The sequence below is a fragment of the Microbulbifer maximicatervae (SeqCode) genome, assembly GCF_052468095.1.
This window is the reverse complement of the sequence record NZ_CP174332.1, coordinates 2,035,458-2,059,429: the sequence shown is the minus strand read 5'-3', so window position 1 is coordinate 2,059,429 and position 23,972 is coordinate 2,035,458. Positions and strand designations below refer to the sequence as shown.

Sequence of the window (23,972 nt, the reverse complement as noted above, 5' to 3'; positions counted from 1 at the left end):
ACTTCACCTCTTTTGTGAGGTGAAGTAGGCAGAAACATCTACTTAATAGAGTTTTTAGCCATCTCGTCTCCTCCCCTGCCATGCACAATCCGATAAAGTAACGGAAGTACAAACAGAGTTAGAAGTGTGGAAGAAATAATCCCCCCAATCACAACCGTGGCCAGGGGCCTTTGTACCTCTGCGCCGGTACCCACATTCAATGCCATAGGCACGAACCCCAAGCTGGCGACCAGAGCAGTCATCAGTACAGGACGAAGACGAATCATTGCTCCGTCAATAATCGAAACCAAAAGCTCACCGCCCTGTTGCCGCAGCTGACGAATAAATGACAGCATTACCAGGCCGTTTAAAACCGCAACACCAGAAAGGGCAATAAACCCAACCCCTGCAGAAATCGATAGAGGCATATCGCGCAGCCATAGAGCTAGCACCCCGCCAGTTAGCGCTAAGGGAACTCCTGTAAAAATGATCAAGGCATCTTTGAATGAGCCGAAAGCCATTACTAGAAGACCGAGGATTACCAAAAGCGTCAGCGGGACAACGATAGAAAGACGCGTACTTGCAGATTCCAGTTGTTCAAATGTACCTCCATATACCAACCAGTAACCGGCAGGCAAAGACACCTGTTGTTGGATTCGGGCTTTTGCCTCCTCTACAAAAGATCCTAAATCGCGATCGCGTACATTCGCGGTTACCACTACACGGCGCTTGCCATTTTCACGACTGACTTGATTGGGAGCCGGTGTCATTTCAAGATTGGCTACTTCAGACAAGGGCACATAGCTACCTAGCGGGCTACCAGCGGGTAAAGGTACAGGTAGGTCACCAAGGTTTTCATAGTCCCGGCGCAGCCCTTCCGGCAGCCTTACTACCAATTGGAAGCGACGGTCACCCTCATAAATCAGCCCTGCAGATTCCCCACCAATTGCGGTTGATACCAAGTCCTGTAGGGTTTTCAGGTCGATACCATAGCGGGCAAGCGCTATACGCTTGGGGACTACAGAGAGAACTGGCAGACCTTCAACCTGCTCTACTCGAGCATCGGCTACACCCTCAATCCCATTTAACACACCCAGGATTTGATTAGACGAAGCGACCAGCTGGTCCAGGTCATCACCAAATACTTTGATGCCCAGATCTGCACGCACACCAGAAATCAACTCGTTGAAACGCATCTGGATTGGCTGGGTAAATTCGTAGTTATTACCTGGAAGCTCTCGAACGGCTGCTTCGATTTCTGCCACCAATTGCTCCTGAGGCAGTTTTGGATTGGGCCATTGATTTCTGGGTTTCAGGATCACAAAGTTATCAGCCACATTCGGAGGCATTGGATCTGTAGCTACCTCTGGAGTACCAATTTTTGCAAATACCTTGTCTACCTGGGGGAACGCCTTAATGCGCTGCTCCAGTAGACGCTGCATTTCCACCGACTGCTCAAGGCCAGTCCCCGGAATACGTAAAGCGTGTAGTGCAATATCGCCCTCATTAAGCTGAGGGATAAACTCAGAACCGAGAGTAGTAGCTAGCCAACTACAAAACAGTACTAAAGCAAGAGCCCCTGATAGTACCAGCCAACGCACTTTCATTGCGGCAATTAAAAGCGGCTTGTACAGTGACTTAGTAGCAACAATCACCTTATTTTCTTTTTCACTGACTTTCCCGGTGAGAAAAACAGCAACTGCTGCAGGTACTACGGTGAGAGAAAGAACCAATGCAGCCAATAACGCCATAACCACAGTAGCGGCCATAGGGTGAAACATCTTTCCTTCGACACCAGTCAGTGTGAACAAAGGAATATACACCACCGTGATAATCAACACTCCAAAAAGGCTCGGGCGAATCACTTCATTGGTGGCCTGGAATACCAGCTCCAGTCGCTCTTGCAGAGGTAACTTACCGCTCTTGCGCTGTTGGGCTTCGGCGAGCCTGCGAATCGCATTTTCTACGATAATTACAGCCCCATCGACAATCAGACCGAAATCGAGCGCACCGAGACTCATCAGGTTGGCAGAAACACCGGTTTGCACCATACCAAATATAGTGGCAAGCATGGACAGCGGAATCACAGCGGCCGTAATAAAGGCAGCCCGAATATTTCCAAGTAGCAAGAACAGCACGACGACTACCAGCAACGCACCTTCAATAAGGTTTTTCTGCACGGTAGCGATGGCTTTGTCCACGAGCGTCGTGCGATCGTAAACCGCTTCCACCTTTACACCTTCAGGTACAGTGGATTTTACTTGCTCCAAAGCTACCGCCACATTGCGCGCCACCTCGCGGGAGTTTTCCCCCACCAGCATCATAGCGGTGCCCAAAACGGTTTCTTCACCATCTCGCGTAGCAGCACCGGTACGCAGCTCTTTACCAATAGCCACTTCAGCAACATCAGAAATTTTAACCGGCACCCCGGATCGGCTGGTAATTACTACGTCTTCAATTTCTCCGATATTCTGTAGTTGTCCCGGTGAACGCACTAACAGTTGGCGTCCATTATTTTCCAGATAGCCAGCACCTCGACTTTCGTTGTTGCGACGCAAAGCCTCGGCAATATCCTCCATAGATACGCCGAAGTTAAGCATCTGGCGGGGGTCCGGTGTTACGTGATATTGCTTGTTATAGCCACCGATAGTATTTAGTTCCGTAACCCCCGGAACGAGAGACAATTGCGGTTTAATAATCCAATCCTGAATCTCCCGCAGTGCAGTGGCGTCGTAGGGCTGGCCATTGGGCTGGGTTGCTCCGGGTAAAGCCTCCACGGTATACATAAAGATCTCACCGAGCCCGGTGGCAATGGGCCCCATTTCCGGCTCCAACCCCGGGGGCAGATTGCTCTCGATGGTACCCAGACGACTGTTTATCAAGTTTCGCGCAAAATAAAGATCTGTCCCCTCTTTGAAAACCACGGTCACTTGGGATAGCCCGTAGCGCGAAATCGAACGGGTGTACTCCAAGTTGGGAAGTCCGGCAAGTGCCGCTTCTACCGGATAGGTGATTCTCTGTTCAGCTTCTAAAGGCGAGTAACCAGGTGCTTCAGTATTAATCTGCACCTGAACATTGGTGATATCGGGGACTGCATCAATAGGTAGTTTCTGGTAACTCCAAACCCCGAGCCCCACCAGAATAAAAATTAGGGACAATACGAAATAACGCCGCTCAATGGAGAAGCGCAGGATGCTTTCAATCATCTTCTGGCCTCAATTAATGGTGGTGAGCAGCGCCGGATTTCTCTATATCCGCCTTGATTAAGTAACTGTTTTCAGTGACGTAGCGGTCTCCAGGGTTGAGTCCACTTAATACTTCTGTAACCCTGCCATCAGTCCGCCCAAGTTCCAGTGGGCGAATCTCATAAGCATCCCCTACTTTTACAAACACAACGGTCCAATTACGGAAGGGTTGTAGCGCTTGATTTTCCACCACTAAAGGCGCAGGACTCTCATGGGTAACCACATCAGCCTGAACCATCAGGTCTGTTGTCCAAATGTCCTCTGGATTCTCAATCATCGCGCGGGCTATTGCGAAAGGCGTGCCATTGCCCCCCGGTGCCAAGCTGACAATTGTCGAATCAAATGAGAGCCCATCGGCGGTAATAGAAACTTTTTGCCCGCGAGCAATTTGTCCCCGGCGAGTGGGGAATACTTGAAGCTCTGCCCATATTTGCTTGTAGTTCGCAATCGTAAACAGTACCCGATCACCGCTAAACTCCCCTCGACTGGCCTGCTTATCGATAATCTGGCCGCTGATAGGCGCTATCAAGGAATAAGTTTGCAAGCTGTCATTGGACTCAATTGTTGCCAGCTTTTCCCCCTTTTGTATGGAATCACCCAATGCTTTTTCAATCGTCATAATTGTGCCCGGATAGCGGGCGCGAACATGGCTGAGGCTGCGATGATCGATAGCAGTTTTGCCGTAAAGAGTGACGCGCTCTTGAATAACTCCCGGTGCGGCAATCGCGGTTTTAATGCCGGCTTTTGCTGCCATATCCTCGGCTATCTTTACGCGGCCCTCATAGGATTCGAACTTCCATTCAGCACTACCCCCCTTGTAGGTCAGGGAGAGTTCAATATCGAATGAATGGGGCTCAGGCAAATTTCTGTGGCTGCGCCAGTAATCAATACTGTCATCACGGGAAAGAGCTATTCGTTCTGACTCACCCCCAAGTCGAACTAGAGTCAGGCTCAAGTCCGCATTATTCAGTGCTTCTCCATTTTTCTGAACCCACGCGCGAAACTCAGCCTTACCACTTTGCTCTACTAACGCCAGCTCAACTACTAGGTCTCCGCGCTCCAGAAGTCGCCCTCCATGGGGCCCTTTGGACTCTTCTTCATGATGCCCTCCGCCATGGGAGCCACTTGCATAACTGAACTTCATCGCCCCCATTGCTGATACCAAAAGGGAGAAGAACAACATCGCAAACTTTAATGTTTTATTTGATCTGCTCATTTTCTAAATCCAAATTCATTTGCTGTTATCAGCAGCTACAGCCCCTAAAGGTCGGGCAGTTAATCTCTCAATTTCCGCGCCATATAAATGGACAGATCGCGCCGCAACAATTCGGGAACGCTCAGCATCGAGCAACTCCTCGCGGGCAGAAATTAATTCAACATAGGAATAGCGACCACGGCGATAAGCCCGGCCCACTTCGGAGAGCCCCTCGCGCAGCATAGGGATTACGGTGTTTTCCATTTCATCGACAGTAGCCAAGGCTTGTTCCCGGCTTGTTACCGCCAGGAAAAGTTGGGGGTAGAGTTTTAGTAGCGCCGCCTCTCTCTCTAGCTGAACCTGCTCCAACTCAGCCATCGCAGAGATTTCCCTGCCCCGGTTGCGTCGACCGGTGAAAAGAGGCACGTTAATGCCCGCCACCACCGCATTCTCATCATATTCGCGGTCGATACGGTAACCGGCATACCAACCGATATCCGGCTTCGACTTCGCCTGCGCCAAGTGCAGTTGCGATGTGCGTAATCGTTCTTCCGAAGCGAATCGAGCAATGGCAGGGTTTTCCTGAGCTCTTTCGTACAACACCTCGAAACTCGCACCTGGCTCAAAACGAAACAGCACACTGGAATCAACAGTAAAGTCTTGTGTCGGCTGCCCCCAAAGTGCAGACAATGCGTACTTGTAGTAGGTCAGCATTCTCTCCTGCGCCTCAGCAGCCAAAATGGCTTTTGCCAACGCGGATTCTGCCCGCATGCGTTCAGCCACTGGCGAAGCTGCGGCATTCACCCTCGTAGTCACCACTTTCAGCGTTTCTTTGGCCAGTGAAACTTTTTCTGCTTCAAGAGCAAGCAACTCCGCGGCAGCAAGTACCTGGGCATAGGCTCGAACCACCTCGGCCAAGACATCTAACGCAGTCGCCTGCTCATCAGCAATCAAGAGATCCCGTTGGGCATTAACTACATCAATACGCGCTTCGCGTTTTCCACCCAACTCAATAACTGACGACAGTGAGGCGGTCAGTTCAAGCTCGGTATACTCATCATCGTCGTCATCACTTGGAGGGCCCGGGAGGCCTGGAGGCCCGGGAGGGCCGTTACCTGATGAACCATCGTCGTAGGTTGCATACTCAGCTTCAAAGCCAAAATCCCAAGCAGGACGCTGTTTTGCGGTGAACTCAGCACCATCCAAAGCCCATTGCTGAAAAGGAAAAACTGCAATTTGGGGGTTTTGTGCCAGCGTTCTCTGTATTGCCTCTGGCAGTGTTAATAGCTCCCCTTTCTGCGCAAAAACAGTTTGCGCAGATAAACTCAAAGTGGTCGCCAGCAAGAATTTAGCGGCTGCACGACCCACCACGCCCCTAAAGAGCGTGTAATTAAAATCCATGGAATTCTCCCAAGTCACAACTCGATCAGCATGCGTGGGCAAAAGCTACATACTTCTATAGCGGCACACGCAGTATTTAACTAATCAGACTTGGGTTATAGGTGGGCGTAAAAGTGGAGAAAAATAACCTGAGGGCACAGCTGCACTGACTGCGTCACTGTAACTGATAGTACCCCGAAGAAGAGGTTGATAAGACTGCCCCAAAAGCCCGGTTGCATTAATTCCGTGACAATGGCAACAGTGATTACAGAAATCCAACGTCGGTGTAGATTGCTCTTCACCGGAGGAAGGCAGCGAGAAAGTGACGGAACCCCCATCAGGCTCGTCAGTAGGAGCTACCCCCTGGAGTTGATCAATATGATTTGAAGAGAAGTGGATGGTGATATCTTCTAGCTCATCATGACTGTCATAGAAGGCGCCAGCTGTCTGGAAAATCAGCAGCGCAATCAGTAAAAATGACAGACGAACCACATTCATAGGAGCAGGCTAGTATCAATAATGGATCGACTCTAGCAAACATAACCCAGAGCCTCAATTGAATACGGCAAAAGTTTTGTAAAACAACAGCTTATTGACCAGCAATTCTGGATAGCCAGTCTCGTTTCAATACTCGTTTTTACGCAACAGCAGGCGCGAAGGTTCTCCTCTACACTGATTCAGATGCCACAACTATGGCTATGTATTGGGAGGTACCGGTAAATGCTTGCTTTTCAACCCTTTGGTGGCTTGGCTAGGGCGCTGATTCTTGCAGCGACGGTGGCATTAGCCCCTGCGATTGTCGCTCAAAACCCGACACCACCCCCGCAATCCGATAGCACTGGCTCCCAAGGCCAAACCCCGCCACCAGGGCACCCCACTCAATCGACCGATGACAGCAATCCCCCCCAGCCACCAGGGCAAATGCAGCAAGGCAAACCTCCTCAAGGCCAAATGGGGGCCATGGAATCAAACGAGCCCCTAGACCCCAAGGCGATGGCAACCTTGAAACGAATGGGTGACTACCTCGCCAGCCTCAAAATGATGATGTTTAACGCCGATATATTCACTGAGGTCGTTCTGGAGAATCAGGAAAAGCTCCTGATTGGCGGTACCGTCAAATACATGGCAATGCCACCCAAGCAACTGCGTGTAGACCTGAAAACAGATTCTATTACCCGTCAATTCATTCACAATGGCGACAAGTTCACCGTGATTGCTCCCCGCGATGGTTACTTCGCAGAAATGGAAGCACCCCAGCCTACAGCGGAAGTTTTAACCAAAGCCGCCAAGGATTACGGCATTGAGATTCCTTTTGCCGACCTACTCGAATGGGGAAGGAAGGAAAATGTTTGGTCCGGTATCAAAGAAGGCTTTCTGGTAAACCGGCCTATGGTTGACGGCCAAAAAACCGAGCACTGGGCATTTCGCTCTGAAAACCTGGACTGGGAAATCTGGATCAAGGCTGGTGACAAGCCTCTGCCCCTGCGTATTTCAACAGTAAACACCCGCGACCCCGCCAAGCCGCGCTTTATTGCCACCTTGAAATGGATGGAAGCCAAACCTGGTGCCGCCGGGCAATTTACCCCTTCCATCGACAAGCTCAAGCAGATTCAGTTTAAGAAGGCGGAACCCAATAAGGAGGCCACACCATGATGCATCGCAACGGTCAAAAGACGGGTTTCCTTGCACAACTGGTTGTGCCTGCTCTGGTCACGGGGGCACTACTGACTGCATTGGCCAGCCCTTCAGCCGAAGCCTTTGGTCGGTTTGGTGGTGGTGGGGCTCATTTCAATATTGGGGGACATTTTAATGGGATGCGTCCGATGGGTGGAGGCTTCCACGGTGGCTATGCCCCGGGGGAGTTTGCAAGGCGCTTTCCCAATCACCCCCCATTTCACCCCCATCATCCACCCTACCCACCGCCCCCTTGGCGCCCCCACTACTGGCCCTACCCGGGACCAGCATTTTGGGGTACGGCAGCAGCCGTAGGTGTCGGCGGGTGGTTATATACGTTGCCTCGCAGCTGTGTTGCAGTAACTGTTGGTAACGTTACCTATGAGCACTGCGGGTCCTACTGGTATGAACCGCACTTTGTCGGTGGCCATATCGCCTACCGCCCGGTTCGCCCTCCCCGCTAGGAATGCCAATATTGGATAAGTGGCCCCAAGTGCGAAATGCTATTTTTCGGTATCAGCTTTCTCGGGGCCACCCTGGGCATAGGATTTGGTGATATGCCTGAGGGTCTTCATCTGCTTATTGAAATTGCGGCAAGCTCCACAAACCGCCAGATGTAACTTCAAACTCGCCTTCTCGGAAATGAACAGGTCCCGCTCCTGGGACTCAGACATCAGCCTCGTGGCTTCCCGGCAGGTCTTCATCATTGTCACTTCTCCACACCAAACCAGTTATCTTCCAGGCACTCGCGCAAGCGAAGGCGCGCCCTGTGCAATGTGACATTTAAGTTGCTAACGGTAATCTCCACAGCAGCACAGATCTCATGGCTTTCCAGCTCAATAAATTCCCTCATCATAAAGATCTGCGCTTGGCGCGAGGGAAGATGGCTGAGACAGGCCTCGAAGATTCGCCAGAAATGCTTATCGTGAATTGCCGACTCAGGATCAGCCCAGCGTTTGGGCTTTTCATCCTTCTGCCAGTGCCCCGTCTGATCAAACAGCTCATCGTGGTCATATTCTTCCCTATCCCCACGAACCAATTGATCCGCATCTACGAAGCGCTGTCTCTGTCGCAATATGTCGGCAATCTTGTTCTTGAGAATGGCGAAGACCCAGGTCTTCAAAGCCGAGCGACCGGAAAAGCTGCGCGAGTTCTTTAGGGCACCCATCAATGCTTCCTGAACAGCATCCTCAGCCAACTGCGTATCCTGCAACTGCAAACTGGCAAAACGCAGCATCTGCTGGCGCAAATCCACCAGGAACTGCGAATTCTGTAAGGAATCCTCGGCGGACTCTGTCGAAGCACTGGGAGCTAGGTGATCGCTCAATTACGTTCCCTCATAATATCGAAGCGGAGAGAGTCGATATTAACGAAAATAATGCGATTCTCTACAAACCAATTCCCACTGGCGCCAAAAGGCAATTTTGCTGATTCTGAAATATCTAGTGCATCATGCTAGTATTTTTGTGCCAATTGAGACTTTTCTGCTTTACCCCGCATCTTGAGCCAGAATGAGTGAAATATCATGCCAGTATAGAGCTCTGCATCAGTTTCGAAAGCGGAAACCTTTGGCCAGAAGAACCTCTAACTCCTCAACTCTTCCGTGATTCCTCTGGTTTTTAGTCGCGGGAACCGCAGACTTGTTACACTTCCTCAACAAAATTACAAAGAGCGCCAATACCGGCGCAACTGCGCCTTTTTGGTTAACCCCCGCAATAGGTAAAGAGCCAATGCACGATTTAGTACAGGACTACTACGGACGCCAACTAAAGAACTCTTCAGACCTGAAGACCAATGCCTGTTGTGATCCCAGCGATATGCCAGAGTGGCTAAAACCATTGCTGTCCAATATTCATCCCGATGTCCTATCCCGCTATTACGGCTGCGGACTTGTCTGCCCTCCACTTTTGGAAGGCTGCCGGGTACTGGATCTTGGCTGTGGCTCAGGCCGGGATATTTACTTGCTCTCCCAGTTGGTAGGTCCAAAAGGTGAAGTAGTAGGTGTCGATATGACGGAAGAGCAGTTGGCTGTGGCCAGGCAGCACCAAGCCCATCACGCCGACAAGTTTGGCTATGACAATGTCCGCTTCCTGCACGGCTACATCGAAAAGCTGGAGGAACTGGAATTAGAGCCTGAAAGCTTTGATGTGATCATTTCCAATTGTGTGGTTAACCTCTCCACAGACAAAGATGCTGTACTCAAAGGCTTGTTCCGGCTGCTGAAACAAGGGGGAGAATTTTACTTCTCCGATGTCTATGCCGACCGTCGTATTCCCCCCGCAATTAGCTCTGACCCCGAGCTGTTTGGCGAGTGTCTTGGGGGCGCACTCTACTGGAATGACTTTCTGGAAATTGCTCAGGGCAGCGGCTTCCGCGATCCACGCCTGGTGGAGAGCCGGCCATTACTTATCACCAACCCAACCCTGGCCCAGCGCTGTGGTTCAATTCGATTTTTTTCCGCCACTTATCGCTTGTTCAAATTAGCGCAACTGGAAAAAGACTGTGAGGATTACGGCCAAGCAGTGATTTATAAAGGCACACTACCGGGCTCTGCCGATCAATTCGTTCTCGATGGACACCACATTATTGAGACCGGACGAGTATTCCCTGTGTGCGGTAATACTTGGAGAATGCTCGCAGAGACCCGTCTCGCACCCCACTTCGAGTTTATTGGCGATTTTTCGCGGCACTTTGGCCTGTTTCCCGGCTGCGGCAAGGAAATGCCATTTGCCAGCGACACTCCCGAAGCGGATCAATCGAGTACCCAGTGCTGTTAACCCTGAGCCTGGAAATGGGAGCCCCCTAACGGGCTCCCTTTGGAAACCCAACGACTGCCCCCAAAAAGTAGGGTATTTTTTTCTCCAGCCAATAACTGGGGCTCCATACCGTCCCTTCTATAAACCCTACATGCCCCCCTCGATCACTCACCGCCAAATCGACAGCAGAACTGACTTCGCTGGTTACAGGTATCGCTGATGGACAAATAAAAGGATCATCAACGGCGTTGATAATCAAAGTCGGCGTGCGAATATCTTTGAGTAAAGGCTTACTGGATGCCTGGGTGTAATACTCATCCACATCACGAAAACCATGTAACGGCGCAGTGAAAGCACTGTCGAAATGCCTGAAATCGACAAAGTCCCCACTGCAATTGAGATCGGGTAAGGCCGCAGCCAACTGTGGGTCTTTCGCCTTATGAAGCAGGCTCAAACGAAGCCCGCTGATCATATGACGTTCATATAGGTGGGATATACCAGTATTGATATAGCGACTACAGGCATGGAGATCCATTGGAGCTGAAACTGCAATCCCAGCGGCTACTTGTCCGCAGCCACCATCCTCACCCAACATTTTAAGAACAACATTCCCGCCCAATGAGAAACCAACCACAGCAATTGTAGTTAGGGGAAACTGCTTCTTAAGAACACTAATCAACCAGCGGGGGTCCTCAGTGTCACCACTGTGATAGGCCCTCGGCAACTTGTTAGGCACACCACCACAACCTCGAAAATGCATTACAGCGACCTGGTAATGGTATGCCAGAAGAGTTTCCATCAGCCCCTGCACATAGGGCGACTCTACCGAACCTCCCAAACCGTGAAGTATCAGTACCAGAGGATAATCGAGATCATTGCGTAGCGGCCTGGGAAAATGCAAAGAAAGGCGATCGCCATCAGGGGTTTCGTACCAGCGGCAATCTGTCTCAATCCAGGGGGTGGCGCGGTGAAAACGACTGAATACGGTCTGAATATGTCGATTGCCAAGGCCTGGGGCTGGAGAAAAAGAATTAACCATAGATTTCTATCAATAGTCGAAACAACCGGGGCTATCAGTTTCCTGCTGATGGTTTAGGGATTGTTGCCCCTTTCGTTTCTGGGACAAAAATCAGAAAAAATGTACCGGCGATCAGAGCAATAGCTCCCAAAGTAAGAAAAGCAACGCCATAGCCAAAATACTGAACAATATATTCCGCAGAAAAATTACTACATGCCGAACCAATTCCCACCAAGGCGGCCATAGCGCCCTGAGTAACATTGAAACGGCCCGTACCACGTGTCAGGTCGGCACACATTAAAATAATAATGACGCCAAATATACCATTAGCCACGCCATCCAGGGATTGAATTGCTACCAGGAAGTACGGATTGTCCGTAGACATAAACAACAGCGCCCGTACCGGATTGATAAAAAAACCGATAAGGAAGATTAGCTTGCGCCCCCAGGTATCCGCTTTGGCCGCACACAGAAAGGACATCAGCATCATCATAAACTGGGCGGCGATGATACAAGCTGATGTAAAGGCAATAGCTATATCGGCATTCGAGTTAATCGACAGTTTCTGACTCACCAAGGGCAACATCGCGGCATTGCCAAAGTGGAATAGAAACACGCTGACAGCCAAAGCGACCAGGCGCCTGTCAGACAGCAGTGACTTGAAGCCCGACGGCTGTGCTTTGCCCTCTAGATCCTTGTGCTCTCCGCCCCGAGCACGGATATGATCGATAGATTTTCCCGGAATAAAGGCTACCGAGATCGCCATAAGGGCACCCATAACCGCCATCAACCAGAACACCCCCTGCCCGGAAATAGTCAGGGCAAGAATCGCTGCAAGCCCAGCAGCAAAGACATTGCCCGCATGATTGGAGGCCTGGTTGGCACTGGTTTGATAGGTAAAATTTTTATCGCTGGTAACCCCGAGTGTGATTGCCGCAATAGAGGGAGCCACGAAGGCAATTGCGCCTCCCATCAAAACCTGGGAGAGATAAATTAATGGCTTGTGGCTGGTAAATTCCACAATAGTGATAGAAACAATACCGATAATGATCCCGCAAGTGGCAATAAGTCCTCTCTTAAAGCGAGTACTATCGATAAATGCGCCAGCAGGTGTCTGCAGCAGTACAGTGGTTACCCCGCCAATTGCCAGGACAACCCCAATATCTCCCGGCTTCCAGTGCATGGCTGAGAGCAGGTAAATAGCCAGGTATGGTCCCAAACCCGCAACCACATCTCCAGCAAAGAAATTCGTAAAGAGAAGAGGTTTGTTTAAACTCTTATGAATGGCCTTGTTGGCACTCTGCTGCACTGGATAGAGCCTCAGAAAAATAGCAATGCTGAAAACCAGAGTAGCAGTTGGGACTAGCGACACTCGGATAACGATAGATGTCTATCAGCTTAACCGTCTCGGCAATCATCTTTATCCTAATAGCCGTGCGCCAATGGCTACCATCTGCCGTTCGTATCTGGCACATCATGACCCTTGGCGCAGTAGCACTTTTGGCCTTGAGGCAAATCACACTTAAAGATGCATTCTTTGCAGTGGATTGGGACTTAATCCTCTACTTATTCTCTGTATTTTCGATTGCATCCGCTCTGTACGACACAGGGATTTCAGCACAAATCAGCAGGCGAATACTCTCCCGTAAAAACCCCAATACCATACTGGCAAGCTATGTCCTGATCATGGCCGTCTGCGCCGCCCTTCTCACCAATGATGCTGCAGCAGTGATTGGTGTACCCATCGCTCTATTGATGGCTCGGGATATGAACTGGGGTGTTGTACCCCTACTTATTTTACTTTGTGCCACCGTTACGATCGGCAGCATGATCTCCCCAGTCGGCAACCCACAAAATATCTTGATTGCCAACGCAGGGCAGTTTGACAATATGTTTCTGGTATTTGCCGAGTGGATCTTTATCCCGGCAGCAATCACCATGCTGCTGTCGATTCTTTGGTTAAAAAGGTTTCTTAAAGTTGACGAACCCAGTCACAATGTAGGCATTCAGCATCGAGAGGACAATGAGATAGCACAAAAATGGCCACCTCTATTGTCGGCAGCCCTTCTGGTAATTCTAATAGCATTAGGCAGTGTACTTCATAACGTAGAAGGTATTTACCACCCAACCTTGGGTCAAATAGGCTTGGTCGCCTGCTCACCCATTTATCTGGCGAGTCATGAAAGAAGAAGAATACTGAGAGAAGTAGACTGGCCCACCCTCTTTTTCTTTATTTCTATGTTTATTGTGACCGGCTCACTACTCAAGTCCGGATCACTACAGTTTTTTCTGCACAAGAGCGGGATTAATCTGGCTGAACCTGAAACCGTAACTTTTGTCAGTTTTTTTGCCAGCCAACTGTTTTCCAATGTTCCCGTAGTGGAAATCTACCTGAATCTGCTACATGAACACGACACTCAAACACTTATGATGCTATCAGCCATATCTACAGTTGCTGGTAACCTATTTATCATCAGCGCAGCCAGCAATGTAATAGTGCTGCAGCAGGCGGAAAAATTTGGTGTGCAACCATTTAACTTCTGGCAGTTCTTTTTATTGATGTTGCCGGTAAGTGTTATCAGTGTGGCAGCGAGTTATCTCTATATTATTTGGTACAGCTCGCTACAGACCTAAAAACAAGAGCTAACTCTGGGGCTTCTCGACTCGGACAAAGGGGCGATAGTCTCCCCCTTCCAGCAGCAGATAAATATTGTAAGGTTCAAACTTTCCATCCACTTCCATTCCTGGGCTACCAACGGGCATCCCGGGTACTAATAGACCGATTCCATCCTCTGGAGGAGAGGAAATAAATTGCAGGATATGTTTGACGGGAACATGGCCTTCAAAAACATATTTGTTGTGCCACACCGCCGTATGGCAACCCTCCATCCCCCGAGGAACACCCCATTGCTGCCGAATTTTGGCCATATTCAGCTCAGAACTGGTAGATACGGCAATGTCGTTACCCCGTAGATAATCCACCCATTTGTTACAACAGAAGCAAAGCGGATGTTTATACACAATAAAACTATCGGCATCCCACTGTTTTTTTTCCTCCGCACCAGCAAAACTTGCTGGTACGGCCAATATCACCAGTGAGAGGAGGAGAGCTAAAACCTCCCTAGATAGCCTGGGCATAGTGAATAGCATAAGATTCAGAGGAATCAGTCCAGTGGCGAACAGGTTTAAAGCCGCCTTTCATCAACAGGGTATTAAAACTACTCACTTTATATTTATGGCTATTCTCGGTATGAATAGTCTCCCCTTCCGAAAAGACGATTTGTTCCCCAGCGATTGCGACGCTTTGATCCCGGAGGCTAACTAAATGCATTTCTACGCGTTGTCGCAATGGCTGATAGAAGGCGCGATGAGAGAAAGATGACAAATCAAAGTTGCCTCCCAACTCACTGTTAATTCGTTGCAGGAGGTTCTTGTTAAACTGCTCCGTAATATGCTCACTATCGTGATACGCCCTCTCCAGCACAACTGAATCTTTAACTAAATCAGTTCCGATAAGCAGGCCGTCTCCCGCTCTCAAATTTGCCGCAAACGTCTCCAGCAATTGCTCCGCCCTATCCGGCTCAAAGTTTCCAATTGTCGAACCAGGAAAAAACACCACACGTTTTTTTGACTCAATATTCGACAGATTGTCCCATACTTCGGCTTGAGTAAAGTCACCCACTTCCGGCCAGATAGAAATATGAGGTAAGCCTTTTTTAATTCGTTGCCCCGCCAGATAGAGAATCTCCGGGGAAATATCGATGGGATAGTATCCGCTAGGGCTTTTTAATAGATGCAGTAGGCCCTCTACTTTTTCGCAGTTGCCTGCACCGGGCTCCACCAGTAGCGCCCCTGGGCCAATTTCCTCAGCAATATCCGGTAGATACTGACTGAATATCTTCGCCTCAGTACGGGTTAAATAATAATCGTCTACATCACATATTTTCTCGAATAACTGAGAGCCAAGTTCGTCGTATAGGTATTTACACGGTAGTGTTTTCTGATCTCCGGCCAACCCCCGTAACACATCATTGAGAAATTCATGGTCTTGTTGTGAACTTTCCTGCATCGATGATACGGCTGCTTTCACATTTAGTCTCCTGCCAAACGGATACCGGTAAATTGCCACGACTGGTGTGGATAAAAGAAGTTGCGGTAACTGATCCGGATATGGTCAGCCGGGGTTGCAAAAGATCCACCGCGAAGAACCTTTTGGTTACACATAAACTTTCCGTTGTACTCCCCTACTGCATCCTCCCGGGCTCTGAAGCCCCGATAAGGTAAGTAAGCGCTGGAAGTCCACTCCCACAAATCCCCTAAGAACTGCGTTTGCCCCCGCTGCGCCTGCAATGGCCTAAAGTGACGTTTTTCCAGGAAATTAGCTGATGCCATCTGATTCGGCTGGCGTAAATGGCAAGCAGCTGCCTCCCATTCAAATTCAGTAGGCAATCGTTTTCCAGCCCAGGTTGCGAAAGCATCTGCCTCATAGAAAGAAAGATGGCAGACAGGCTCAGCTGGATTTAAGGGTAGCAACCCATAGAGGGAGTAGTGATACCAACCATCGCCATTGCGCCGCCAATAGAATGGATGCTTTTGTCGATTTTTCTGTACATGCAGCCAACCATCCGAGAGCCATAGCCGATGCTGTTCATAGCCACCATCCTCTATAAACTCAAGGTACTCGCCGTTAGTAACCAGTCGGGAGGCAATAACAAACTCATCGATAAACTGTTGATGCTCAGGCCCTTCATTGTCAAAGCAGAAAGCATCGCCATTGCTCCCAATCCCATAGAAGTCCTTGGGTATCCTCAACCAGCGTAGCGGTTCCAGTGCCCCGTCTTCATCCTCGGGAAACATATCCCGGTAAGCGGGTGCCATGGGATTAGTTGAGAGAGCATGTTTGATATCGGTCAATATCAATTCCTGATGCTGCTGCTCATGATTCAACCCCAGCTGGACCAGTGCGGCCAAATTTTCAGGAATCGGGTACTCACTGAGCAACCGGTGCATGGAGTCATCGATAAACTTTCGATATTCATAAACCTGGGCACTATCTGGACGCGAAATTAGCCCCCTGTCAGGACGTGCAAAGGGGGTGCCCAAACTGTTGTAGTAAGAGTTGAACAGGTGGTTGAAGTGTGGGTTAAACGTTTGATATCCCCGCAACCGGTTGGCAAGGATAAAGGTCTCAAAGAACCAGCTCGTATGTGCCAAGTGCCATTTGGTGGGACTGGCATCCGGCATAGACTGCAGCTGCATATCCTCTGGGGATAGCGGCAATGCAAGGTTCTCTGTCTCTGCACGAACTTTCTGGTAATCACTGAGAAGTTGATTCTGTACTTCCTCTAAAGTTACTTCACCGACGTGTATTGCCATATTAGTAATCAACTGCGACACATTTCTTCTCTATTGAAATCATCATACGCAGTTTTAGGTGTAAACCTAGAGGCTTGCTATTCAACAGAAAGGTATATGCGCCAGTTTATTTTTCTCTTGAAGGGTCAATAAAAAAAAGGGCCGGATAAACCGGCCCACTCTCTCGTCATGCTGACAGGAATAACTTAATAAAATAGAGCAAAAATTGTTTTATGTAATATCTCTTTCAAAATTTAGACGCAATTTTCACAGTCTAAACGTTTTTTATAGACTACTGCCGGAATAAGGGGCTCTAAATAATCCCACAATACCCTTGTAGCCTTTAAATGCCCTCCCAAGGTCGACAACAGCACATCCCTGTGCCGTATTAACCCATGGGTTAATTAAAATCGGACAGTTAAATCCGCACCGTACATTCTCGGCATAAAGCGCCAAGCGGGACTGGCACCAATGGCTGCACCGGTACCACCATAGCCGCCAGCGATTTCTTCATCCGTCAAATTTTGTATCCAGAGCGCTAATGAATAACTATCTGAAGGGCTGTTCCAGGCCGCCCGCAGGTTGAATAACTGATAGTCTTCCACGATACGTGTCCGGTCAGTAATCGAACCAATTCGCTCATCTGTCCAGTTGTAATCGCCACGGAAAATAAACTCCCCGCCAGATGCAAGGTCCACTGTGTATTCAGCCATTAGGTTGAATTTATTCTCTGGCGTTGATACCCGAGACTGGCCTACTTTCGAGTCCTCTTCAGTCTCACCAATGGCTTCGATGATCTGATAGTCAGTAAACTCTGTATCCAGGTAGGAGTAATTACCGGCAATAAACAAGCTCTCTGTTACTGCCCACTGCACTTCGATCTCCGCCCCAGTGCCCTCCGCATCCGAATTCCGCAGGTTATAACTGGGAATAGGAGTACCCACCAGATCCAGCTCCTGCAAATTGTTGTATTCGTAGGTGTAAATAGAGGTATTCAAGCGTACTCGGTTGTCGAACAGGCTGCTCTTAAGACCAACCTCCAGGTTAACGACATCTTCCTGATCAAAAGACGACTCAACCCCGGGACCAAAATTAAGACTATTGAATCCACCAGCTTTAAAACCATCCGCCAGGGAGACATAGGTCATCACATCGTCATTCCAGCGGTAATCCAGCACTATACGACCGGAAAGGTCGCTCCAGCTATCACTCAATTTGGAGTCCAAAACCGGCTGGCCATTGTTGAAAAACACAATACCAAACAACTGGGACCCCAAATCGACCTCAGGCAGGGTTACAGTGCCGATTACGTTGCCATCTCCGTCAACCAAGCGCACATCTCCGCCGGATAGTGACAGAGGAATACTGTTGCCATAAGCCGTCTGGATGGTGAAATCTTTTTGATCGTAGGTATAACGAGCACCGATAGTCAGGTCCATCTTATCGGTAAGGCTCCAGGTCATATCACCGTAAATAGCACTGGAACGGTAATCACCTGTGTTGCGAACACTCTCCCCCCAATGTGCATCCGAGGCTATCCAGGGATTGAAGCCCGCCATCATCTGTCCGACTACATCTTCCGCATAGAGCATATCGCCGGTTATACCAGCAGCGCCTAACTGAGCGAGTAACGCATCCACCTGGCCTGTTTGCAGCATTAGGTCATAGACAAAGGAAGCGCTGGCAATTCCCTCCAACCCTGCCTGCTGTAGCTGCGCACGGGTGATAACCGCTAAGTCCTCTTGCTCGGTTTGGGTCAGGTTTGGATAGGCAGCCTTTACCCCTTCATAAACGGCAAAGGACTCCACCGATCCGGTAGTGAAATTGGCATAAGTGGTGTGATCCACCTCTTCTTCGGAGTAAGAAGCTCCCAGAGTCCATTTGATAGTATCTGTAGCACCATTGAGTCGGAACTCTTGAGAGAACTGGCTTTGATCATCAGTATTAGCTGACCCAAACATATAGTCCGGGTTGGCGGTACCATCCTCATCCTGCTGCAGGTGGGCATCGAATTCGCTGTAGGCAGTAATCGAAGTAAAAGTGAAATTATCGAAATCTTTGGTAATTGTCAGTGATGTGCCAAAGGAATCACGATCCTCAATGGTCGGGGTATCCAGGGCATAGTCGCCAAAAACATCCGTTTCATCTTTAAGGCTGGGCACTATGGTTGTTCGCAAAGCACTGCCTTGATCCATAATCCCGTAATTGGCGCGCCACAGCACCTCGGTATCCGTCGCCGGCTCCCACAACACAGAGGCGCGGTAGGTCTGAGTATCCTGATCCCCTACAGAGAATCCATTTGCTAAATTATCAGCAAATGGATCGCGACGATTTGTCGACGCCGAAAAACGGCCATACAGGTTGTCACTAATCTGGCGATTAACCAAAAGATCCGACGACTGGCGCCCATAATTACCGGCAGTTAGATTTAATTCCGTAGAATCATCCGCCTGCGGTTTGGTGGTAATAATGTGGATCGCACCACCGGTGGCATTGCGACCGAATAGTGTACCCTGAGGCCCTTTGAGGACTTCAACCCTCTCAATATCGGTCAGCGGTATCTCGGCACCTGCACTGCGGCCGGTATAAACCCCATCCACATAGACCGCCACTGCTGGATCAGACCCTATGGTCCAGTCATTAGTTTGCACGCCGCGAATACTGTACGTTGGCTGCAGGGCGGTATCATTGTGCATTTCCACGCCCGGCGTATATTTCCCCAAGTCAGTCAAATTTTTGACACCGGCTTCTTTTATATTTTCCCCGGTGAAGGCGGAAATCGCGATAGGTACGTCCTGTAGGTTTTCCGCTCGCTTCTGCGCAGTAACGACAACCTCCTCAATTTCCGCAGCGTGAACGTGAGAGCCGACAGCGGTGAGGAAAGCAATGGTTCCAGAAAGAATGGAAAGATTGAATCTACGGTTTGTTACATCTCTACCAACATCGTGCATCATCGCGTCCTCGCGTTTATTGTTATACAGCCTGATGTTTTCGATTTCTTGTTGTTTTTGTTATTGCACGCCATCTTACGGTTGCGTTTTCATATTGAAAACCCTGCGATGACTTTTTTCTTGTGACCAGTCAGTTCTTCGAGAAATAGCAGTGAATGACAGGAAAATCCTATAATTTAAAGCTTGGGTTTTGTCACTAAAAGTTACTCTTTGTATCGCTTAGTAACTTTGCGAGTGAAATTAAAATTGCACAAAAAAGTGCTACCGACATTAACTCAGAGATTTTGCAGCCACCACAATGACGACATTTCCATTTCTCAAGCGGTATATGCCAGCACTAATTATCAGCCTATTGGGTTTGATAATTATATTTTTAATTGGCTCCTGGATCTGGCTCCGACAGAGCTTGCCTATTCTCGATGGAACCATTACCACGGGTGAATTAAAAGACCCGGTTGTTATCGAGCGCGATTCACAGGGAGTGCCATTAATTCATTCTGAAAACCGAAACAGTTCGGCCTTCGCATTGGGCTTTTTACACGCGCAGGAACGTTTTTTTCAAATGGATCTGTTGCGGAGAAGTTCTGCTGGGGAATTATCAGAATTACTGGGCGCGTCCACTATAAAACACGATCAAAAGGTACGTTTGCATCAATTTCGCCAGCGAGCAGAGCGAAACATTGCTGCGATGCCGGCGGAACAAAAGGCCCTTCTGGATCAATATATCAACGGTATTAATTTCGGCCTCAACCAGCTTCCCGCAAAACCCTGGGAGTATTTGTTATTGGGTCAGAAACCGCGCCCCTGGAATTCTGCCGACAGCCTGTTAACTATCTACAGCATGTACCTGACGCTACAAAGTGAACGCGGTAGTTATGAACTTCGCGACACCGCTTTAGCCGAATTACTTCCAGCAGATCTCTACGCTTTCTATTTTCCCCAAGGCGGGCGGTGGGACGCACCACTATTTGGAGACGCACGAGAAAAGGTCAGCCTCCCAGAAACACCGATTTCTGCACTTTTAGATGAACAGGACACTATCGTTTATCAGGCGATGGAGAGTGATGACAAAATTTACGGCAGTAATAACTGGGTGGTCGGCGGTAATTTAACAGCGCACGGTGGAGCCATTCTTGCCAACGATATGCACCTCGGGCTGAGTGTTCCCAATATCTGGTTCCGAGCAGGCTGGAGCATACCAGGCACCAACCGATTTGTTCGTGGCGTAACCCTTCCAGGCGGCCCAATTATGGTTGTCGGAAGCAACGAATTAGTTGCCTGGGGATTTACCAACACCGGTGGCGACTGGAGTGACCTGATTCCACTGGAACTCAGCGAAGACGGCAATCAATATAAAACGCCTGAAGGCTGGAGGAATTTTGCCTATGAAACAGAATCTATCGCCGTCAAAGGCAGCGACCCAAAAACCATAGAAGTTCGCACAACTATCTGGGGTCCCGTTATCGGTACAAACCACGATGGCGTTCCTCTCGCATTCCGCTGGGTTGCTCACGACACTCTGGGCGGCAATATGAACTTGATTGATATGGAAGTTGTTCGCACCGCCGAAGAAGCTCTGGAGCTTGGCCCCACCATAGGCATCCCTCATCAGAACCTAGTGGTTGGCGATAGTAACGGCAATATTGGTTGGACTGTGGCTGGCGCTATTCCCAAGCGAGTCGGGTTTGATGGCAGTCGATCAATCAGCTGGGCAGATGGTAGTGCCTATTGGGACGGCTATTTAAGCCCCCAGGAGCACCCCCGCCTGTATAACCCGGAGTCCGGCCGAATCTGGAGTGCCAACGCTCGTATCGTTGATGGGGACTATCTCAAACTCATGGGCAACCACGGCTATGCGCTCGGCGCACGTCAGCAACAAATTCGCGAACGGCTTTTCGCTCAAGAAAAATTCAATGAGCAGGACCTTTTAAATATCCAGCTCGACGATCAGGCAGTTTTTCTCGAGCGGTGGCAGCAACACCTCCTCACCTTACTTGAAGATCAGCAAGACTACCGCGAGGTATATATACAGATTCAAAATTGGGGAGGCCGAGCCGCCATCGACTCCGTGGGCTATCGCATCGTTCGCAACTATCGCCTGAAGTTGATGGAGCTTACGACAGCGCCCATTTTGACTTACATGCGCCGCTATCAGCCCAAGTTTTCTTTCGGCCAACTCAAGCGCCAATTTGAATACCCACTTTGGGAAATGGCTCAGCAAGAGCCAAAACAGCTTCTCAACCCGGATTTTGAATCCTGGAAGGCGATAAAGCTCGCCGCTCTGGATCAAGTACTGGAAAAAATGAATCGCAGCAATCAACCCCTTAAGCGTCAATCCTGGGGTGCTGAAAATACGGCAAAGATCCAGCATCCACTGGGCAAAGCAATACCACCCCTGAACTGGTTCCTGGCAATGCCTGCGGAGCCTCTCGCTGGAGATACCCATATGCCCCGCTTCCAGTCTCCCACTCATGGCGCATCCCAGCGCTTAGTGGTTTCACCGGGCCGGGATGCAGACGGTATTTTCCATATGGCCACAGGTCAGAGTGCTCATCCACTCTCACCATTTTTCGGCAACGGCCATCAGGATTGGGTGAAGGGAAACACTTCATCATTTATTGAACGCGAGCCTCGCCACCGACTCACGTTAAATTAGAGGTACCGCAGGGACGCTAAAGTCAGGCAGTCTCATCGAGAATTGCAAAAGACAGAAACGTGGTGAAGAAGGCAAGACTCACAACGAAAGGCAGCACTGGAAAGCACAACATCAGTGCCGCCGATGTAATCCAGAGGTTTCTCACCCAACTCTTCTTTTGCTGGTAGTGGTAGGTGTAGCGCCGGGTGTGACTGTCTAGCTGTGCAGGAATTGCTATTTCACGGACCGGTGGGAGAAAAAAGCGCACAGCATTGGTGCAATAAAAGCGAATAAATGCAAGCAGCATATTGAACACCACTCTGAGAGTACCTTTTCAGTATAGGTACTCTCGGCGTCATTGGGTCCCTGCCTTAATCTTCTCGATTTGGCTGATACCACTGAAGCTTTTCATGCAAGCTCACTACCCCACCAATGATGGTGAGTGTTGGCGCTCGAACTTCACTGTTTTCAGCAAGGGCCGGCAAGCTGCTCAAGTCACCGACAACTACTCGCTGGTCTCGCGTAGTGCCCTTTTCAACCAAGGCCGCCGGCGTATTCGCATCGAGCCCGTGTTTAATCAATTCAGCACAAATGGTTTGTAACCCCGTAAGCCCCATATAGAAAACCAGGGTTTGTGCTGGGCCCGCAAGTTCTTGCCAAGGGAGGTCCAACTCACCCTCTTTCAGGTGCCCGGTAATAAAGCGCACAGATTGAGCGTGATCCCGGTGAGTCAGTGGGATACCAGCGTAACTGGCGCAACCAGAGGCCGCAGTGATTCCCGGCACTACCTGAAAGGGAATCCCCGCCTCTGACAACTTGTCTATTTCCTCACCGCCTCGACCAAAAATAAAGGGATCGCCTCCCTTAAGTCGCAAAACTTTTTTACCTTGGCTGGCCAGATCTACCAACAGCTGATTGATATCGTCCTGTGGCACCGCGTGGAAAGCCTTGCGCTTACCCACATAGATCCGCTCTGCATCCCGGCGCACCAACTCCATCACTTCCGGTGAAACCAGCCGATCGTAGAGCACCACATCCGCCTGCTGCATCAAGCGCAGTGCGCGAAAAGTCAGCAGGTCTGGATCTCCCGGACCTCCACCTACCAGGTAAACCTCACCCACCGGATTCGGGCTCCCCTGCCAGTCTTGAAGCGCATCCACCAGCGCCTGCTCGGCATCTGCTGGTTGCCCGGCCTCCATGCGGTTGGCAACGGGGCCGGCAAAAACCCACTCCCAAAAATTCTTGCGCCGAGACTCTGGAAGCGCTGCCTTAACCCTATCGCGCATCCCTGCCGCCAAAGTTACCAGCGGTCCCAGCCCCGGCGATAGCAGGGCTTCGAGCTGAGCCCTGATTCTGCGCGCCAGTACTGGAGCCGCGCCACCACTGCTGATGCCGATCGATAGATCTCCCCGCTCCACAATGGCCGGGAAAGTAAACGTGCACAACTCTGGCGCGTCCACCGCATTGACAGGTAGGCGCTGAGCCTGGGCATCGGCTGAAACCTGTGCATTCACGGACTCACTATCAGATGCAGCAACGACCAGCCCCGCTTTCTGTAAATACTCGCTCGAATAAACTGATTGAAACCATTCCCCACCAGAATCAGTCACCATTTGCTGAAGCTCATCGGTAATTTCCGGGGATACCACCAATATCCGTGCACCCGCTTTGTGCAATAAGCGAGCTTTACGGGTGGCAATGGAGCCGCCTCCAACAATCAAACAGGGATGATCTTTGACATCAAATGCGAGGGGTAAATAACGCAACTTCTTATTCCATCAAAT

The 23,972-nt window shown here is 49.8% G+C and carries 19 protein-coding genes; 5 read left to right on the top strand and 14 right to left on the bottom strand.

All coding sequences use genetic code 11. From position 1 onward, the window contains the following. Positions 1 to 38: 38 nt before the first annotated feature. The 4 genes from ACJJIL_RS08840 to ACJJIL_RS08825 form a co-directional block, all read right to left on the bottom strand. The gene (locus tag ACJJIL_RS08840) at positions 39 to 3,185 is read right to left on the bottom strand and encodes an efflux RND transporter permease subunit (protein WP_445361708.1); all 3,147 of its coding nucleotides are present in this window, start codon (positions 3,183 to 3,185) and stop codon (positions 39 to 41) included. A 13-nt stretch (positions 3,186 to 3,198) separates the two neighbouring features. Further along, positions 3,199 to 4,440 (bottom strand): efflux RND transporter periplasmic adaptor subunit, encoded by a 1,242-nt coding sequence (locus tag ACJJIL_RS08835; protein WP_444897498.1) that lies wholly within the window; start codon positions 4,438 to 4,440, stop codon positions 3,199 to 3,201. Between the two features lie 15 nt (positions 4,441 to 4,455). After that, positions 4,456 to 5,820: a TolC family protein gene (locus tag ACJJIL_RS08830; RefSeq protein ID WP_444897499.1), complete on the bottom strand. Its 1,365-nt coding sequence runs from the start codon at positions 5,818 to 5,820 to the stop codon at positions 4,456 to 4,458. An 84-nt stretch (positions 5,821 to 5,904) separates the two neighbouring features. Further along, a complete protein-coding gene (locus tag ACJJIL_RS08825; RefSeq protein WP_444897500.1) occupies positions 5,905 to 6,297 on the bottom strand; it encodes a hypothetical protein in 393 nt (130 codons plus the stop codon). 222 nt (positions 6,298 to 6,519) lie between these two features. Here ACJJIL_RS08825 and ACJJIL_RS08820 point away from each other — a divergent pair, with 222 nt between their 5' ends. Beyond that, complete coding sequence (locus ACJJIL_RS08820; protein ID WP_444913966.1) at positions 6,520 to 7,452, top strand: DUF2092 domain-containing protein; 933 nt, start codon at positions 6,520 to 6,522, stop codon at positions 7,450 to 7,452. Continuing rightward, on the top strand, positions 7,449 to 7,937 hold the full coding sequence (locus tag ACJJIL_RS08815) for a hypothetical protein (RefSeq protein WP_413662207.1): 489 nt from the start codon (positions 7,449 to 7,451) through the stop codon (positions 7,935 to 7,937). The genes ACJJIL_RS08820 and ACJJIL_RS08815 overlap by 4 nt, the downstream gene beginning before the upstream one ends. 39 nt (positions 7,938 to 7,976) lie before the next feature. Here ACJJIL_RS08815 and ACJJIL_RS08810 read toward each other — a convergent pair whose 3' ends face one another. Both ACJJIL_RS08810 and ACJJIL_RS08805 read right to left on the bottom strand, forming a co-directional pair. Further along, positions 7,977 to 8,180: a zf-HC2 domain-containing protein gene (locus ACJJIL_RS08810; RefSeq protein ID WP_444894052.1), complete on the bottom strand. Its 204-nt coding sequence runs from the start codon at positions 8,178 to 8,180 to the stop codon at positions 7,977 to 7,979. Positions 8,181 to 8,182: 2 nt separating this feature from the next. After that, complete coding sequence (locus ACJJIL_RS08805) at positions 8,183 to 8,800, bottom strand: RNA polymerase factor sigma-70 (protein WP_444957873.1); 618 nt, start codon at positions 8,798 to 8,800, stop codon at positions 8,183 to 8,185. Between the two features lie 403 nt (positions 8,801 to 9,203). Here ACJJIL_RS08805 and ACJJIL_RS08800 point away from each other — a divergent pair, with 403 nt between their 5' ends. Next, the gene (locus tag ACJJIL_RS08800; RefSeq protein ID WP_444913969.1) at positions 9,204 to 10,250 is read left to right on the top strand and encodes a methyltransferase domain-containing protein; all 1,047 of its coding nucleotides are present in this window, start codon (positions 9,204 to 9,206) and stop codon (positions 10,248 to 10,250) included. A gap of 25 nt (positions 10,251 to 10,275) precedes the next feature. Here ACJJIL_RS08800 and ACJJIL_RS08795 read toward each other — a convergent pair whose 3' ends face one another. Both ACJJIL_RS08795 and ACJJIL_RS08790 read right to left on the bottom strand, forming a co-directional pair. Then, positions 10,276 to 11,268 carry a hydrolase gene (locus tag ACJJIL_RS08795; RefSeq protein ID WP_445354052.1) on the bottom strand — a complete coding sequence of 331 codons (993 nt, stop codon included), beginning with the start codon at positions 11,266 to 11,268 and terminating at the stop codon, positions 10,276 to 10,278. A 34-nt stretch (positions 11,269 to 11,302) separates the two neighbouring features. After that, entirely contained in the window at positions 11,303 to 12,556 is a 1,254-nt protein-coding gene (locus tag ACJJIL_RS08790) for an MFS transporter (RefSeq protein ID WP_413662210.1), read from the bottom strand. Positions 12,557 to 12,633: 77 nt separating this feature from the next. Between ACJJIL_RS08790 and ACJJIL_RS08785 the strand changes: the two genes are divergently transcribed. Next, entirely contained in the window at positions 12,634 to 13,881 is a 1,248-nt protein-coding gene (locus ACJJIL_RS08785) for an ArsB/NhaD family transporter (protein WP_413662211.1), read from the top strand. Positions 13,882 to 13,890: 9 nt separating this feature from the next. Here ACJJIL_RS08785 and ACJJIL_RS08780 read toward each other — a convergent pair whose 3' ends face one another. The 4 genes from ACJJIL_RS08780 to ACJJIL_RS08765 all read right to left on the bottom strand — a co-directional run bounded on the left by ACJJIL_RS08780 (position 13,891) and on the right by ACJJIL_RS08765 (position 19,556). Further along, complete coding sequence (locus ACJJIL_RS08780; protein ID WP_445362001.1) at positions 13,891 to 14,340, bottom strand: DUF411 domain-containing protein; 450 nt, start codon at positions 14,338 to 14,340, stop codon at positions 13,891 to 13,893. A gap of 28 nt (positions 14,341 to 14,368) precedes the next feature. After that, positions 14,369 to 15,337 carry an L-histidine N(alpha)-methyltransferase gene (gene egtD / locus ACJJIL_RS08775; RefSeq protein WP_444897507.1) on the bottom strand — a complete coding sequence of 323 codons (969 nt, stop codon included), beginning with the start codon at positions 15,335 to 15,337 and terminating at the stop codon, positions 14,369 to 14,371. A gap of 2 nt (positions 15,338 to 15,339) precedes the next feature. Continuing rightward, the gene (gene egtB, locus ACJJIL_RS08770) at positions 15,340 to 16,644 is read right to left on the bottom strand and encodes an ergothioneine biosynthesis protein EgtB (RefSeq protein WP_445361707.1); all 1,305 of its coding nucleotides are present in this window, start codon (positions 16,642 to 16,644) and stop codon (positions 15,340 to 15,342) included. Positions 16,645 to 17,006: 362 nt separating this feature from the next. Continuing rightward, positions 17,007 to 19,556 (bottom strand): TonB-dependent receptor, encoded by a 2,550-nt coding sequence (locus tag ACJJIL_RS08765; RefSeq protein ID WP_445361706.1) that lies wholly within the window; start codon positions 19,554 to 19,556, stop codon positions 17,007 to 17,009. Positions 19,557 to 19,881: 325 nt separating this feature from the next. Between ACJJIL_RS08765 and ACJJIL_RS08760 the strand changes: the two genes are divergently transcribed. Further along, complete coding sequence (locus tag ACJJIL_RS08760; protein WP_445361705.1) at positions 19,882 to 22,209, top strand: penicillin acylase family protein; 2,328 nt, start codon at positions 19,882 to 19,884, stop codon at positions 22,207 to 22,209. A gap of 22 nt (positions 22,210 to 22,231) precedes the next feature. Here ACJJIL_RS08760 and ACJJIL_RS08755 read toward each other — a convergent pair whose 3' ends face one another. Both ACJJIL_RS08755 and cysG read right to left on the bottom strand, forming a co-directional pair. Next, on the bottom strand, positions 22,232 to 22,495 hold the full coding sequence (locus ACJJIL_RS08755; RefSeq protein ID WP_444908100.1) for a hypothetical protein: 264 nt from the start codon (positions 22,493 to 22,495) through the stop codon (positions 22,232 to 22,234). 64 nt (positions 22,496 to 22,559) lie between these two features. Next, positions 22,560 to 23,954: a siroheme synthase CysG gene (cysG, locus tag ACJJIL_RS08750; protein ID WP_445354045.1), complete on the bottom strand. Its 1,395-nt coding sequence runs from the start codon at positions 23,952 to 23,954 to the stop codon at positions 22,560 to 22,562. Positions 23,955 to 23,972: the final 18 nt, after the last annotated feature.

Excerpts from the sequence above, each read along its gene's own strand:
- ACJJIL_RS08815 (WP_413662207.1), top strand. The coding sequence starts at position 7,449 with ATGATGCATCGCAACGGTCAAAAGACGGGTTTCCTTGCACAACTGGTT.
- ACJJIL_RS08800 (WP_444913969.1), top strand. The coding sequence starts at position 9,204 with ATGCACGATTTAGTACAGGACTACTACGGACGCCAACTAAAGAACTCT.
- ACJJIL_RS08825 (WP_444897500.1), bottom strand. The coding sequence starts at position 6,297 with ATGAATGTGGTTCGTCTGTCATTTTTACTGATTGCGCTGCTGATTTTC.
- ACJJIL_RS08820 (WP_444913966.1), top strand. The coding sequence starts at position 6,520 with ATGCTTGCTTTTCAACCCTTTGGTGGCTTGGCTAGGGCGCTGATTCTT.
- ACJJIL_RS08835 (WP_444897498.1), bottom strand. The coding sequence starts at position 4,440 with ATGAGCAGATCAAATAAAACATTAAAGTTTGCGATGTTGTTCTTCTCC.
- ACJJIL_RS08810 (WP_444894052.1), bottom strand. The coding sequence starts at position 8,180 with ATGATGAAGACCTGCCGGGAAGCCACGAGGCTGATGTCTGAGTCCCAG.
- ACJJIL_RS08795 (WP_445354052.1), bottom strand. The coding sequence starts at position 11,268 with ATGGTTAATTCTTTTTCTCCAGCCCCAGGCCTTGGCAATCGACATATT.
- ACJJIL_RS08840 (WP_445361708.1), bottom strand. The coding sequence starts at position 3,185 with ATGATTGAAAGCATCCTGCGCTTCTCCATTGAGCGGCGTTATTTCGTA.
- ACJJIL_RS08830 (WP_444897499.1), bottom strand. The coding sequence starts at position 5,820 with ATGGATTTTAATTACACGCTCTTTAGGGGCGTGGTGGGTCGTGCAGCC.
- ACJJIL_RS08765 (WP_445361706.1), bottom strand. The coding sequence starts at position 19,556 with ATGATGCACGATGTTGGTAGAGATGTAACAAACCGTAGATTCAATCTT.
- ACJJIL_RS08785 (WP_413662211.1), top strand. The coding sequence starts at position 12,634 with ATGTCTATCAGCTTAACCGTCTCGGCAATCATCTTTATCCTAATAGCC.
- ACJJIL_RS08760 (WP_445361705.1), top strand. The coding sequence starts at position 19,882 with ATGCCAGCACTAATTATCAGCCTATTGGGTTTGATAATTATATTTTTA.
- ACJJIL_RS08755 (WP_444908100.1), bottom strand. The coding sequence starts at position 22,495 with ATGCTGCTTGCATTTATTCGCTTTTATTGCACCAATGCTGTGCGCTTT.